Origin of the sequence: Flavobacterium anseongense (assembly GCF_021608185.1) — a bacterium.
Taxonomy (GTDB): domain Bacteria; phylum Bacteroidota; class Bacteroidia; order Flavobacteriales; family Flavobacteriaceae; genus Flavobacterium; species Flavobacterium anseongense.
The window spans coordinates 153860-170369 of the sequence record NZ_JAKIHN010000007.1 but is presented as its reverse complement, the minus strand read 5'-3'; the positions used below and the strand labels follow the sequence as shown (position 1 = coordinate 170369).

The window sequence follows — 16510 nt, the reverse complement described above, 5'->3', positions numbered from 1 at the left end:
ATAACATTAATCATTTCATTAGTATTATTAGAATGCAACAACAATAAACTCGCTTCTTCTATTTGCCTGATGCTCTTCTTCGGTACATTGAACACCGTCGGAACATTTGTTTAATAATTGAGATTCTCCATAGCCTTTACCTGTAAGTCTACTGGCATCAACACCATTTTTAACTAACCAGTCTATAGTAGCTTTTGCTCTGTTATCTGATAAAGTTTGGTTGTATTTATCTGTATGTCGGCTATCGGTATGCGAACGAACATCAATCTTGATTTTCGTATTTTGTTTCATAACATCAAGAATTTTCTCTAATTCAAAGGCTGCTTCATTCGTAATTGCAGTTTTATTTAAATCAAAATAGGTATATTTAATTCCGAAACACTTAGCCAAATCACTTCCAACAACTAATGTACATCCGGCTTTTTCAATAGCGATAGGCACATTGGTTGTACCGTTTGATGTACCCGTTATAACAGGAGTTTCTTTAGTAAGATACTTATCCAATTCAGCTCTAACATAATATTTTTTACCACATTCTGCATCAAAGCTATACTGCCCTTTGTCATCTGATTTAGATTCTTTCAGCAACTCAAATTTTTCATTAAGCAAACTAACTTTTACATTAGCCAGTATTTGATTTGTTTCTGAATCTGTGATAAGACCTTCCACTTTTTGGTTGCACTGTATTTCAGCAACTTTATAAATGTCGTCGCCTCCTTTTCCACCGGTTCTATTTGAAGTAACAAAACCTTTTCCGTTATTTTGAATACTAAAAGCAAAATCATCTTGTGGGCTATTAATTGGAGCTCCAACATTTTCAACTCCTCTAAAGCCTTCATCTTCAATTTTGGAAACATAAATATCCAAACCTCCAAGACCCGGACGGCCATCGGTTGCGAAATACAATTTATTATCAAATGATACAAACGGGAAAGATTCTCTTCCTTCTGTATTAATTCCTTTTCCAAGATTTACCGGAGTATCCAAACTACCATCGGCTTTTATAGTGGCTTTAAATAAATCAGATTGTCCTAATGTTCCAGGCATATCTGAGGCAAAGTAAAGCGTCTTGTTATCCAGACTCAAGGCCGGATTTGCAACATTGTATTGATTACTATTGATAGATAATTCGGTTACATTGCCCCAAGAACCATTTTCTAAGGTAGCTTTGTATAATTTAAGCACCATTACGTCCTTAACGATTTTTCCTTTTTTACCATCGTTATAATTGTTTCTTGTAAAGTAAACCGTTTTACCATCTTTTGTGAAAACCGGTGATGATTCATGAAATACTGAATTGATTTCTTTACCTCCAAATTGCTTTGGCTCTGCTAATTTTCCGTCGGTACCAATTTCAGATTCAAAAAGATCTGTAAATGATTCTTTGGTTTGGTTAAATACTTTACTTGATCCTGCAACAGGGCGAGCCGAAGCAAATACTAATTTATTCCCCAATAAAGCACTTCCGAAATCTGAATTTGCTGAATTAACTCCGGCGTCTTCAACTGCATAACGTCCTGAATTGGCTTTTATTGTTTCAAGATAATTTTTATTGTCTACGTATAGCTGGGCTCTTCTTTCGTTACCTGATTTTTTATTGAACACCTCCATCATTTCGTTTGCTTTGGAATAATTCCCAACTGACTTTAGCGATTGAGAATATCTATAAAAAAACTCCGGTTCCTGCTCTTTATTCATTTTATAAAGCTCGGTATACCATTTTTCAGCTTTTTGTAATTCAGCATTAAAATAATTTGCATTACCTAATTTTAGGAACATATTTTCATTCTTATATCCTTTTTCTGCTATGCGCTCATAGGTAGCAATTGCATCGACATAATAACTTTTTTCATATTTTTTGTCGGCAGCAGCAATTTGAGATTTTTGCGAATAGCCATGTTGAAATAAAACAACGATTAAAAGTGAACTGAATATTATATTTTTTATTTTCATGATAGTACTATTAGAAGAATCTTGGAGACATTATTTTTACATTTCTTTTAACTAATTCAAATCGCAGGAACACTTCATGAGAGCCTGAGTTATAATCTGCCAATTTGGTAGTTTCTCTATCATAGGCATATCCGATGAATAAACCATTTGTTACTTGAAACCCTGCCAATGCGCTGAAAGAAGAACTTAATCTATAGGCTAAACCGGCGGTAAATTTATCATTAATTAAAAAGTTACCAGACAAATCCAATGATAACGGTGCACCTTGAACTACTTTACTTAATACTGAAGGTTTGAATTTGATGTTTGGATTTAAATCAAATACATGTCCGGCAATAAAATTAAAGTGCATTTTCTCTGAAGCTATAAAAGAATCAGCGCTACTTGGAGCTGTTCCATCATAATGCTTACTTTCTATCAAATAAGGAACTGACAATCCAAAATAAGTTTTATCAGAATTTAAATAAACACCTGCTCCAATATTTGATGTAAATCGATTGTCGATATTATCCTGAAATCTTGGATCTCCAGGGTTGTATATGTTTAATTTTGTAAAATCAACATTTAATATATTAGCACTTCCTTTTAATCCGAATGACAGTTTGTAGTTTTCTGAAATTGGAAAACCATAAGAGAAATCAATCGCAAAATTATTTTCGTCAGAAGGACCAATTTTGTCATTCACCACACTTAAACCCAACGCAACATTTTTGCCTATAGGCGAACTGATTGCTATGTTATTTGTAGACGGTGCTCCTTCTAATCCAACCCATTGAGTTCGATGTAATCCAAAAATACTTAATGCTTCTCTCGAACCAGTATATGCCGGATTGATAACACTTGTATTGTACATATACTGAGTATATTGTCCTTCTTGTTGTGCAAAAGCAACAACAGTAAAAAACACTAAAAATAAACCTGTAAATTTTGTCTTCATATATTTTAAATTGAGAACGTTATTAGATAGTAACACCCTTTTTATTAATTATCGAGTTAGATATAAATATCCTGATCGTTGTTTGCTTTTCCCGGTTGAATTAACATATTTCAATACATAGAAATAAGTGCCTTCAGGTAATTCTTCCGAAGCAGAAACGGTAGCTCTACCTTCAGAGATTCCTTTAAAATATTTATTGTTAGATCCGTAACCGTCTACTTCATAAACTACAACTCCCCATCTATTGAATATCTGTAAAGTGTTATTAGGATACATCTCAATATTTCTAATAGTAAACACATTATTTTTAATATCATCACTCGCTGGTGAAACGCCGTTAAAGATTTCTAATCCATCGTCATAATTGGAAAGGTAATAATTGTTAACTTCTAAATAATCAGGAATTCCATTTCCGTTGCTGTCAAAAGGTTGACCAACAATATTACCGAATTCTTCTCCGTTTATGAGTCCATCACCATCACAATCAGCATCTAAAAACGCTGTTGATGGAGCTAAAGTAGCATGCTCTTCTATCGATTCACAAAAATCTAAAGGATCGGTAGCATCAGCAACTTCGGTACCGTCTATTACACCATCACCATCGGTATCCGGATTATTAGGATTTGTACCTATGGTAATTTCATCTGAATTAGACAATCCATCAAAATCACAATCCCCGCTTGGATTATCGCTACACGGACCAACAAGTATAGATATTGTTCCGATGTTAGATATCAATCCTTGATTGTCTTGAATTACATAATTTACTGGCGTAGTATTACCTTCAAAACCTGCTACAGGATCAAAAGTTACTGTACCGTCTGGATTTGCAGTATAAGTTCCTTCTCCCGGAACTGTAAAAGTAGTTTGAATTCCCGGAGTTGATGGATCTAAATCAATCGTAGCTGGGTTTATTGTACCATCAATATCATAATCATTACCGGCAACCGGGATACTTACATTGGTATCATATGGTGTTGATATTACATCGTTAACAGCAACTGGAGCATCATTAACAGAACTTACAACAAACGTAATAATTGCAGTATCACAAGCACCACTTGGATCGCAAAGTGTATATACAATAGAAGCTGTACCAAAATAATTATCTGCAGGGTCAAATGTAACAACACCTGTTGCAGGATTTAATGTCCAAACACCTTCCGGTGTTGTAATTGTAGTTTGAATTCCTGCTGTGGCAGGGTCTAAATCTACCGTAAATTGTCCTGTTCCGTTTACCGGTGCTGTTGGATTTCCATCAGGATCTGTATCGTTGTTTAAAACACTTACGGTACCATTTGCTCCATCTTCTAATAAAGGGTTAGCACTTAGGTCGTCGTCGTTTGCAATTGGTGCTGCATTAAGGAATGATAACGTTGCCGGAGCCGAATAAGTGTCTCCACAAACTAAATCACTAGAGCTAATCATTACTCTAAATTTATAATTATTCATGCTGTAAGGTGCTCCCGTTATTGTAAGTGTCATTGTTGAAGCACCTGAATATACTCCTCCGTCGATAACGTTGGTCCAGGTTGTTCCACCATCTGTGCTTACCTGCCAGGTAAAATTTGAAATCCCTGCACTTCCTGCAGGAGTTACTGAAAAAGTAGTAGTATCACCAGCATTAATAATTCGGTCTACAGGGCTAGTAAATGCATTTGCTCCACCGGCAATAAGTGCCAAATCATAAAAACCACTGTAGCTTGCCGCTATTACTGTCCCATCTGGATTTACAGGCGCTACAGCTCCTCCTGTCATGCCGTATTGTTGACCAGGTCCAGCACTATTTGGATCGAAATAATACTCATTAGAATCTGAACAACCATCGTTATCAGAATCTAAATCATATTGATTAATAATACCATCACCATCTGTATCGACTCCATCGATATTACCTAAACGAACAAATATTTGAGATCTTCTTTCTCCGACTTCACTATCTTCAGTTCCGGTAACTCCATAAACAAATTCACTTGAAGTATATACATTTTGGTAAGTAGTTACCATATATAATGGGTCGGCAAGAATAGTTGTATTAGGCGCTCCATTGGTTGCAGTTAGTTGGACTGGTCTATAATAATCAAATCCAGCACCCGGACCTCCAAGTCCTGATGTCCCAAATGTAAAACCTTGATTAACCAAATTGGCACCAACAATTGGTGATCCTGTAATATTATTTGCAAATGCATAACCAGCTACATCTCCCATGTCTGAACTATTTCCGTTACCGTCAATGTCCGCAAGAGATACTGCTACGTTATTTATTGCAGATGCTGTTAATGTTCCGGTTGGAGTTGCTACTCCTGCTGGCATAAAAATTAATCTGTAAGTAAAATAGGCGTTTTCAAAAGGATAGATATCCTGAAGCGCTATATCACCACCTCCTATTAACCATAATCTTCCTGAACCAGGCTGAACAGCTGTGAATTCCATGATTGCATCATAAGGATTGTTTTGATAGATTAATGCATTTCTTTTGATAAGTCTGTTTCCTGCTACTAATCCTGACGATGGTATTGATGCAGGGCTAAACGCTGTGAAACCATTCAACTGAATGTAGGTAATTACCGATTCCACAGAGTCTAATACTCCGTCATTGTCATCATCTAAGTCTAAAGTATTTGGAATACCGTCTCCATCAATATCATCAGGCGTACCCTGAGCATTGGCAGTAACAAAAAAACCAAATAGCATTAAAAACACTACTGCTTTTGAAAATGAAAAAGGACAAACCCTTTTCGTAATAATTTTTGTTTTTGTTAGAATCATAATTGTATGTTGTGAATTAATTTAAGCATTTACTTTACCTATTATATAAAATGTATTAAGGCGATTTGAAACTCTTGTAAAATCTATATTATTTATAATAAAAAAATTGTGCAATCGATTACAAAAGTATTTAAAGTTTAAAAAAATATACTCGTGCAATCGATTACAAATATATTTAAATTTTCATAAAAAAAACTAAATACAAAATTTTTTAGTAAATTTTTTATTGCATGTATAATTATAAATAGTCTTTGTTGATAAATTTATAAACATTTCTTGCTGAATAAAAATATTTTTTTAATTTTGTGTAATCGATTGCAATCAGCTTAATCGTTTAATTAATGCGCATTAATCTATTTAAAAAATGAAGAAGATAGTTACGTTGCTTTTTGTTTTATTTCTATATACAACAAGTTATTCACAATTTAGTAGAATTCATTATATCCCACCTATTACTTCCGCAACAAATAGTGGAATGGCTCCGGGTGAACAATATTTATATATTTCAACTCCCAACACTACACCTGTAACGGTAACCATTACGCCAATTGGAGGAGTTCCATTTACAAGAACAGTAACTAATGCTATTCCTATTGAATATGCAATTAACACTACTACATCTGGAGCTACAGGTAGAAGTTCTCAATTATTTACTCCAAATACTGCAATTGGCCTATTAACAAATAAAGGATATCTAATTGAAGCTACAGATTTAATTTATGCAAATATTAGAGTATTATCAAATAGTGGTTCTCAAGCGGGCGGACTTGTAGCTAAAGGAACAAGTGCTATGGGAAAAACATTTAGATTAGGAGGCATGCTGAATAAATTTAATCCTATTGGTAATTTTGATTCCATTTTAAATTTTGCCTCTTTCATTGCTACAGAAAACGACACACACGTTACCATTACCCTAAGTGATCCATTAGCCATTGGAACCCCAATGACAAATGGGGTAATATATAATGGACCAATTTCAGTAACTCTACAGAAAAATGAAAGTTATATTTTTTCATTTGAAAATACTACTTCTGTTTTTAGAAGTAGTTTTATACATGGTGGCTTGATTGAATCTGATAAAAACATTGTGGTAAATTCAGGTTCTTTTGGTGGATGCAGTTATACTGCGGGAATTCCGGCCGACACGAGCACAGGTGACTTTAGAGGTAAAGATTATGGGTTTGACCAAATCGTGCCAGTTGAAAAGACCGGGAAAGAGTATATTTTTGTTAAAGGATTGGGAAGCAACGCTTTAGAGCGTGTATTGGTAGTTGCACACACAAATGGAACTCAAATATTCAAAAACGGGAATGCTACAGCCACTGCAACTCTTAATGCAGGTGAATATTATGTGTATAATGGTAGTGATTTTACAAATGGAAATTTATATGTCACTTCCACAGAAAATGTTTTTTGCTATCAGGCTATGGGAGGAAATACAGATTTAGGAAATCAAAATATGTTTTTTGTACCTCCAATTAATTGCTCAACTCCAAGTGTTGTAGATAATATTCCATTAATTCAAAAAATTGGTTCGCAAACTTTTTCAGGAAATGTAAATATTGTAACTGTTGCTGGCTCAATAGTTAGAGTAAATAATGTTACGGTAACAGCAACTCCGGTTCCTGTTACAGGACCTACATCTCCAGCTTTTGTTAGATATACTTTAACAGGGAGAACTGGAAATATAAAAATAACCTCAACGAATCAAGTTTATGTTTCTTATTTTGGTAATGATAGTAATGCAACCTATGGAAGTTATTATTCAGGATTTGATACCAAGCCGGAAATTAATTATACTACTGCTTCTGCCGCAACAGGAAATTGTATTCCAAACGTTATCCTAGATGTAACTCCAATTGCCCTAACAGATACGTATGCATGGTATTTTAATGGAAGTACAACCCCTATTCCTAGTTCGACCGCAAATACATATACACCAACGCAACCTGGATATTATCAGGTAACCCGACAGAATGCAGCAGGTTGTCCGGCAATTTCCTCCGATTTAATTCCGGTTAGTGACTGTCCAACCAATGTTGATAATGATTTAGTTTCAGACAATGTAGATATCGACGACGATAATGATGGAATTACAAATTGCACTGAATCCTATGGCAATCAACCGGTTAATACTTCTAATTCGAGTTCAGGAACAGTAGCCGTAGGTACCTATTCAAATGCATTTACAGGAGTTGTTACCACTTCAGCTGCTGCAAATCCAACTCCATTTGTTGGTAATGCTGATGGTAGTTTTGTTACTAGTATTCCTACCGGAAATACAAATTGGGTGACCTATAAAATGAATTTCGCTACTCCTATATCTCTCAGTATGGAATATGTAGCCACAGCAGCAGCAAGTGATTTGATGAACTCTAGATCGGAGTATATTGTTACTTGTGATGTTAATAAAAGTATTACGGTTTTAAATCCAACAAATCAACTTTTGATTGATACCAATTACGATGGTGTTTTTGAAAGCGGTGTAACAAATTTTACTTCTTTCGATATACGATTTAGGTTAAACAGCTCTGTTTCATTAGCCGCAGGAACTGGAACTTTTAAATTTTTAAGCTATTTAACCAACTCTTTTAGTATCACTCACAAAAATTTATCAACGCTAGTTGCTAATAATTCTACTTTTAAATTTATCGCCACTTGTGTTCCAAAAGATTCAGATTTAGATGGTGTGCCAAATTATTTAGATATTGATAGCGATAATGACGGGATTACAGACATTATTGAAGCACAAGGCGCAAGTTTTGTTGCATACACTCCAACTGATGCTAATAACGACGGTTTATCAGATGCTTTTGGAACTGGATTTGTACCTGCAGATTCTGATTCAGACGGAATAGCAAATTATTTGGATTTAGATAGTGATAATGATGGAATATTTGATTTAGTAGAATCAGGAAGCAGTGCCTCAGATGCAGATGCTAATGGAATTGTAGATGGAGCTGCTGCCAGTTTTGGGGCAAATGGACTTTCAAATTCTTTAGAAACAGCTACAGATTCAGGGACTTTAAACTACACAGTTGCTGATACCGATTCTGATGGAATAAAAAATTATATCGAATTAGATAGTGATAATGATGGATGTAAAGATGTAATTGAAGCTGGTTTTTCAGATCCAAATAGCGACGGTTTATTAGGAAATGCTCCTATAACTGTTAACACAAATGGAGTAGTTACGAGCGGAACAAATGGATATACAGCTCCAAATAGTAGCTATATCACATTTGCTGTAATAACAATTACAACACAACCCTATTTTACTACAAATTGCGCCGCACAAACCGCTACAGTAACTTTAGTAGATAATGGTGGTGGAAATACATATCAATGGCAATTTTCAGCTGATGGTGGTGTTACTTGGACTAATGTTACAAATAATGCAACCTATTCGGGAGCTACCACTAATACCTTATTAATTTCCGGTGCCACACCTTTAATGACCGGTGATCAATACCGTGTAGTTATAAGTAATCCTGGTAACGCCTGTGGATTAACTTCTGCTGCTGCAACATTATCTTTTGCCGCTGCACCAACAGCTACTTTTAGTTATGCCGGATCTCCGTTTTGCCCTAATTTAACTGCGGCTCAGCCTGTTACCTTAACAGGAACAGGTGCTTACACAGGAGGTACATTTAGCTCTACAACAGGATTAACTATTGATGCAACCACTGGAGCAGTTACTCCAAGCACAAGTACTTCTGGTACATACGTAGTGACCTATATGGTTCCAGCGAGCGGAGGATGTGGAGCATTTCCTGTTACCGGAAGTGTTGAAATTAAGGCAACTCCAACTGCAACAATTACCTATGCCGGTACACCTTTTTGTAACACATTAACCACCGATCAGGCAGTTACTTTAACTGGAACAGGAGCTTACACAGGTGGAGTATACAGTTCAACAACAGGTTTAACTATCAATGCTTCCACTGGGGGTGTCACTCCAAGTACGAGTACTCCCGGAAACTATGTAGTAACCTATACCATATCCGGAGGCGCAGGATGTACGCCTGTTTCAACCACTACTTCTATTGTTATTACACAAGTACCAACTGCTGCAATATCTTATACTGGGACTCCATTTTGTACAACATTAACTACTGGTCAAACAGTTACTTTAACAGGTACAGCAGCATATACTGGAGGTACTTATAGCTCAACAGCTGGTTTAACAATCGATGCTACTACCGGAGCAATCACTCCAAGTACAAGTACACAAGGAAACTATGTGGTAACTTATACCACACCTGCTAGCGCTGGATGTTCACAAGTATCAACAACCACAAATATTGTTATTACAAAAATTCCAACTGCTTCAATCTCTTACGCGGGTACACCATTTTGTACAACATTAACTACTGGTCAAGCAGTTACCTTAACAGGTACAGATGCTTTTACTGGAGGAACTTATAGTTCAACAACAGGTTTAACAATTGATGCTACTACTGGAGCTATTACTCCAAGTACAAGTACTCCTGGAAACTATGTAGTAACCTATACCCTTGCTGCCGCTGCAGGATGTTCACAGGTACAAACAACCACAAATGTTGTTATTACAAGAGTACCAACTGCTGCAATCTCTTATGTTGGCACACCTTTCTGTACAACTTTAACTACTGGTCAAGCAGTTACTTTAACAGGGACAGCAGCATACACTGGAGGTACTTATAGCTCGACGACAGGTCTTACTATTGATGCCACTACCGGAGCAATTACTCCAAGCACAAGTACACAAGGAAGCTATGTAGTAACCTATACACTTGCTGCCGCTTCGGGCTGTGCGCAAATACAAACAACTACGAACATTGTTATTACAAAAACTCCAACTGCTTCAATCTCTTACATAGGTACACCATTTTGTACAACATTAACTACTGGACAGGCAGTTACCTTAACAGGAACTGAAGCTTACACTGGAGGTACTTATAGCTCAACAGCCGGTTTAACAATCGATCCAACCACAGGAGCTATTACTCCTAGCACAAGTACTCCTGGAAACTATGTAGTAACCTATACGCTTGCTGCAGCTGCAGGATGTGCGCAAGTACAAACAACTACGAATGTGATTATTACAAGAGTACCAACTGCTGCAATCTCTTACGCAGGGACGCCTTTTTGTACTACATTAAATACTGGTCAGGCAGTTACTTTAACAGGGACAGATGCTTACACTGGAGGAGTATACAGTTCAACAACAGGCTTAACTATTGACTCTACTACTGGGGCCATCACTCCTAGTACCAGCTCCAATGGAACATATACTGTAACCTATACTGCACCTGCAAGTGCTGGATGTGCTTCGGTACCAACCAATACTAGTATTGTAATTACAGCAATACCAACTGCTACAATAGCTTACACTGGCTCACCTTTTTGTACTACATTAACCACTGATCAAACAGTTACTTTAACGGGTACGAATGCCTATACAGGAGGCACCTATAGCTCAACTTCCGGATTAACAATTAATGCCACTACTGGAGCTATTACTCCAAGTACAAGTACACCTAATGCTTATGTAGTAACTTATACCTTAGCTGCTACTGCAGGATGTTCACAAGTACAAGCAACCACTAACATTGTTATTAATCCTCGTCCAATAGCAACAGCTACTCCAGTTACGGCTACTATTTGTTCTCTAGATACTACCAATATTGCCTTATCCAGTAATGCTATTGGAACTACCTATAGTTGGACATCAACTCAAACCAATGTAACAGGTGCATCATCAGCATCAGGGAACACTATAGCAGATGTTTTAACTGCAACAGGAACTACTCCAGGAACAGTTGTTTATACCATCACTCCGTTTAGTGGTTGTACTGGCTTACCAGTTACTGCTACAATAACAGTAAATCCATTACCAACGGTGACTATTTCCGGAGCAACAACAGTTTGTTATAATGGATCAACGGCAATCACTTTTACTGGTACCCCAAATGCAACAGTTACTTATACTATTAATAGTGGGGCCAACCAAACAGTTGTTTTAAATAATTTAGGGACAGCTTCTGTACCTACAGGTAATTTAACGGCTGATACAACCTACCAATTGATAAGTATTGTATCTTCAGGAACCCCTGCTTGTAGTCAGGCACAAACGGGTTCTGTTGTAGTTACAGTTATTCCTATTCCATTGGTTAATTCAGTAGTATCCTCACCGACTATTTGTTCTGGGCAACCAACAGGAATCTCACTTTCAAGCAACATTAGTACAGCAACTTTCAACTGGACTGTAACTCAATCTGGTGTTTCCGGAGCTAGTGCAGGAAGCGGATCTATTATCTCTCAAAATCTTACCGCTACTGGCGTAGTTCCGGGTTCTGCAACTTACTCTGTTAGAGCTAATGAAGGAGTGTGCCAAGGGCCTGTGACTCAAATTACCATAAATGTAAATCCAACTCCGGTTGTAACAGCTTCAACGACATTGCAATCGATTTGTTCAGGAAGTGCTACTTCTATAACATTATTCAGCAATGTAGCGGGAACAACATTCAGTTGGAATGTGGTTCAAAATAACGTTACCGGAGCAAGCAGCGGAACAGGAAATACTATTGCTCAGGTGCTAACTGCAACAAGTAATAACGTAGGTCAGGCTGTATATTCAGTAGTCCCATTAGTTGGAGGCTGTCCGGGTACTCCACTGATTGTGACAGTTCAAGTAAATCCTATTCCAGTCGCAACGGCTAATGCAGCAACTACATCTATTTGTTCTGCATCAACTACAGATATCGCTTTGACAAGTACAGTCGCAGGAACTACGTTCTCATGGACCGTTATACAAACTGGCATTTTTGGATCTTCACCGGGAACAGGAGATACAATAGCACAAACATTAACTACTGTTGGGAATGTCCAAGGAACGGTTGATTACACTATCACACCATCGTTCAATGGATGTCCTGGAACGCCAATAACGGTAACTATAACAGTTAATCCAACACCAGAAGTTTTTGGTTCATCAGCAGCAACTATTTGTAGTGGTGAATCTCCAAATATTTCTCTTTCACCAAGTATTGCAGGTACAACATTTGCATGGACAGTGAATACTACAAATGTTACAGGTGCCCAACCAGGTACAGGAGATACAATTAATGATATTTTAACGGCATTTTCTAATGTAGGAACAGCAGTTTATAATGTAATTCCAACTTTTAATGGATGTTCGGGAACTTCTTTGAATATAACTGTAACTGTTAATCCTGCCCCGCAACCTCACTTGAATGATGGTGTAATTTGTGTAAATGAAACAACAAATATTGCTTATCAAACCTATACTTTAGATACCCATTTAAGCGATGCTACATACGATTTTGAATGGTATTTCAATGGAGGAATAATTAGCGGAGCCGTCGACAGTTCTTACGAAGCAACTGAGGCTGGAACTTATTCAGTATTGGTAACCAACACTGCTACAGGATGTAAATCGGTAATGACACAAGCAGTAGTAGTTGCATCATTCCCCGGACTTACTATCGATACCAATCAAACTTTAGCTTTTGACAGTAATGCAACTGTTGAAGTTCTTGTAACTGGAGGTAATGCTACCTTATTATATACATTAGATGATGGTCCGTTGCAAAGCTCTAATATATTTACCAATGTAGCCCCAGGACCACATAGAGTTACAGTAACTGATAGCAATGGCTGTACAAATTTGATAAAAATAGTAAACATCATTGGTTATCCACATTATTTCACGCCTAATGGAGATGGTTACCACGACACATGGAACATTGTAGGTTTAAATGATTCTGCAAAAATATTTATCTTTGATAGATACGGAAAGTTAATCAAACAAATCAGCCCTACAGGCGAAGGATGGAACGGAATTTACAACGGACATTTATTGCCATCAGATGATTACTGGTTTAAAGTTGAGTATAGTGAAGATTATCCAACAGTTGGAATGAGCAAAGTCTTCACGGCTCACTTCACATTAAAAAGGTAGTTAACAAAAAAAGATGGTTTTAACAACCATCTTTTTTTTTGCAATCATAGTTAGATTCTTTAATCATAAAATTATTTTTAAGTCTTTAGACAAAAAAATCTGTACCGAACCTTTATAAGCGCCCTTTTAAAGAACTATACACCCATGCATTAGCTAAAAAGCCAACACCTACCGCACCAAATCCCCATCCGGCTGTTTCATCATAGCGGAAAGCTCCTAATGCAATAAGTACCAATCCCATGATAATCATAACTAAAGTAGCCCAACCTAAAACGGTATTTTTATTCATTCCCATGCTTTATACTATTTAATTTTGGAAAACCAAATCTAATCAAAAATTACGAATTAGAAATTACGACCCGAGCAAAATAAAAACATTTTATTTTGGGAACTGGCGAAGCAATTACAAGTTTCTTAAATCTTACACTGTTTACTTGGTTACTTTATAAACGACTCCTTCTTTCATTACAAAAACAACATCATTTACTGTTGCAACATTAAGTGTTGGGTCATCGTTTGTAGCAATGATATCGGCAAGATAGCCAACTTCTATTGAACCAATTTGTTTATCCATATCAAGAAGCAACGCATTAGTAATTGTAGCAGATTGCAATGCTTTCATAATTGGCATTCCGGCTTCGGTCATATAGATGAATTCACGAGCATTTAATCCGTGCTCAAAAACACTGGCATCTGTTCCGAAAGCAATTGGCACTCCTTTTTTATAGGCTTTGGCAAAAGTCCCTTGAATCTTTGGCCCGATAGCCAAGGCTTTAGGTACAACTATAGCGGGATAATAATTAGGCTTTTTAGCATTCTCTTCAACGGCCTTTCCGGCTGTGATTGTTGGTACTAAATAGGCATTGTATTTTATCATTAAATCCATTGTAGTATCACTCATTTCAGTACCGTGTTCTATGGTTCTAACTCCGGCTTTAACGGCCCGTTGCATCCCTTCATCTCCATGAGCATGAGCAGCTACTTTCATTCCGTAGTCTTTTGCTGTGGAAACTATTGCTTCAATTTCTTCTTGGGTAAACTGTGGATTACCGGCACTTTTCGCCACACTCAAAACACCACCAGTTGCTGTAATTTTTATCCAATCAGCACCATTTTTATAACGCTGACGTACAGCCTGACGGGCATCTTCTATACTATTAACAACTCCTTCCTTTGGACCGGGATTACCCATCAAATCTTTTCTGTAGCCGTTAGTTGGGTCGGCATGACCACCTGTAGAACCTATTGCCTTTTCGGCTGTGAAGATTCTTGGTCCGATTACTTTACCAGCCTTAATAGCATTTCTAAGTGATACATTAACCCCTGTTCCTCCCAAGTCTCTTACAGTTGTAAAACCTGCCAATAAAGTAGTTTTAGCAAAGACTTCTGCATCATATGCAATGTCGGCATCGTTGAGACTGAATTCATCTAAATATGCAGTTGGACTAGTCTCTCCTTCAAGGTGTACATGCATATCAATCCAGCCCGGCATTACGGTTTTGGTTTTGAGATCTATGACTTTGTCTGTTGTATTTGTTGGGTTGACAAAGCCTTCTTGAATGCTTTTGATAATTTTGTCCGAAACAATTATCGTTTTGTTTGTTTGTACTTTTCCGCTTTTGGTGTCAATAAGTTTACCACATTGGATGTAAGTTTCTTGCGCATGCAGACTAAGGGCAGTTAATAGAATGTTGAGGAAGAATAGTTTTTTCATTGGTGAATTAATTGATTAGAATGATAAAGATAAAAAATAGAAAACACACTCTTAAAAAGAATGTGTCTTTTAGTAAATGTATATTGCTTTTTTAACTTTTAAGTGAAGCCATATCGATAACAAAACGATACTTAACATCGCTCTTCAGCATCCTTTCATAAGCTTCGTTGATTTCCTGCATTTTGATGATTTCAATTTCGGAAACGATATTGTGTTTGCCACAAAAATCTAGCATTTCTTGAGTTTCGGCTATTCCTCCTATCAAAGAAGCGGCTACCGATTTTCTGCCCATTATCAATGGAACTGTATTTAAAATAGGTTCTAATCCACCTAAATAACCTACAATAACCAAAGTCCCGCTAACAGCTAAAGTTCCAACATACGGATTTACATCATGAACATAAGGAACAGTATCAATAATCACGTCAAATTTACCGGCAACGGAAGCCATTTGAGCTTCATCTGTAGAAATTATTACAGTATCTGCACCCAAATCTTTTGCATCTTTTTCTTTGTCAGGAGTTCTTGAAAACAGCGTTACTTCGGCACCTAATCCTTTTGCTAATTTAATTGCCATATGACCTAATCCGCCTAATCCTACAACGGCAACTTTACTCCCTTTACCAACATTCCAATGACGTAACGGTGACCAGGTTGTGATTCCGGCACAAAGAAGTGGTGCCACTGCAGCCAAATCTAAATTGGCAGGTACTTTTAAAACAAAGTCTTCATCAACAACAATTTTTTCAGAATAACCACCATGCGTAAATCCACCTAAATGCTTATCCTGACCACCATAAGTTCCAACCCAACCGTTTAAACAATATTGCTCCAAATCCTGTTTGCAACTACTACAAGTTCTACAAGAATCTACAAGACAGCCAACAGCAGCAAAATCGCCAACTTTCAGCTTGCTTACGTCGCTTCCAACTTTTGTTACCTTACCAACAATTTCATGACCCGGAACTACAGGATATGTAGTAAAACCCCAATCATTTCTTGCTGTATGTAAATCGGAGTGACAAACTCCACAATACATAATTTCAATCTCAATATCCTTTGGCAAAGCTACTCTTCGCTGGATATTCATTTCTTTTAATGGTGCTGTGGTACTATCTGTACCGAAGGCTTTTACGTTTGTTGTTTCCATGTTTATTTTTCAGTTGATGTT

Annotated in this window: 7 protein-coding genes; 1 reads left to right on the top strand and 6 read right to left on the bottom strand. The window is 37.0% G+C overall.

What is annotated here, in order from left to right; translation table 11 throughout:
- Nucleotides 1–27: 27 nt before the first annotated feature.
- The 3 genes from L1S35_RS10880 to L1S35_RS10870 are packed head-to-tail and all read right to left on the bottom strand — an operon-like array spanning nt 28 to nt 5659.
- A complete protein-coding gene (locus L1S35_RS10880; RefSeq protein ID WP_236400563.1) occupies nt 28–1953 on the bottom strand; it encodes an OmpA family protein in 1926 nt (641 codons plus the stop codon).
- A gap of 10 nt (nt 1954–1963) precedes the next feature.
- Nucleotides 1964–2890, bottom strand: a complete 927-nt coding sequence (locus L1S35_RS10875) for a PorP/SprF family type IX secretion system membrane protein (RefSeq protein ID WP_236400561.1) — start codon at nt 2888–2890, stop codon at nt 1964–1966.
- 48 nt (nt 2891–2938) lie between these two features.
- Nucleotides 2939–5659, bottom strand: a complete 2721-nt coding sequence (locus L1S35_RS10870; protein ID WP_236400558.1) for a T9SS type B sorting domain-containing protein — start codon at nt 5657–5659, stop codon at nt 2939–2941.
- Between the two features lie 364 nt (nt 5660–6023).
- On the opposite strand from L1S35_RS10870, the gene L1S35_RS10865 reads away from it, so the two are divergent.
- Nucleotides 6024–13625, top strand: coding sequence for a PKD-like domain-containing protein (locus tag L1S35_RS10865; RefSeq protein WP_236400556.1), 7602 nt, complete (start codon nt 6024–6026; stop codon nt 13623–13625).
- A gap of 112 nt (nt 13626–13737) precedes the next feature.
- Here L1S35_RS10865 and L1S35_RS10860 read toward each other — a convergent pair whose 3' ends face one another.
- The 3 genes from L1S35_RS10860 to L1S35_RS10850 form a co-directional block, all read right to left on the bottom strand.
- On the bottom strand, nt 13738–13920 hold the full coding sequence (locus tag L1S35_RS10860) for a CAL67264 family membrane protein (protein ID WP_236400554.1): 183 nt from the start codon (nt 13918–13920) through the stop codon (nt 13738–13740).
- A gap of 135 nt (nt 13921–14055) precedes the next feature.
- On the bottom strand, nt 14056–15339 hold the full coding sequence (locus L1S35_RS10855) for a metal-dependent hydrolase family protein (RefSeq protein ID WP_236400552.1): 1284 nt from the start codon (nt 15337–15339) through the stop codon (nt 14056–14058).
- A gap of 91 nt (nt 15340–15430) precedes the next feature.
- Nucleotides 15431–16489 (bottom strand): NAD(P)-dependent alcohol dehydrogenase, encoded by a 1059-nt coding sequence (locus L1S35_RS10850; protein ID WP_236400550.1) that lies wholly within the window; start codon nt 16487–16489, stop codon nt 15431–15433.
- Nucleotides 16490–16510: the final 21 nt, after the last annotated feature.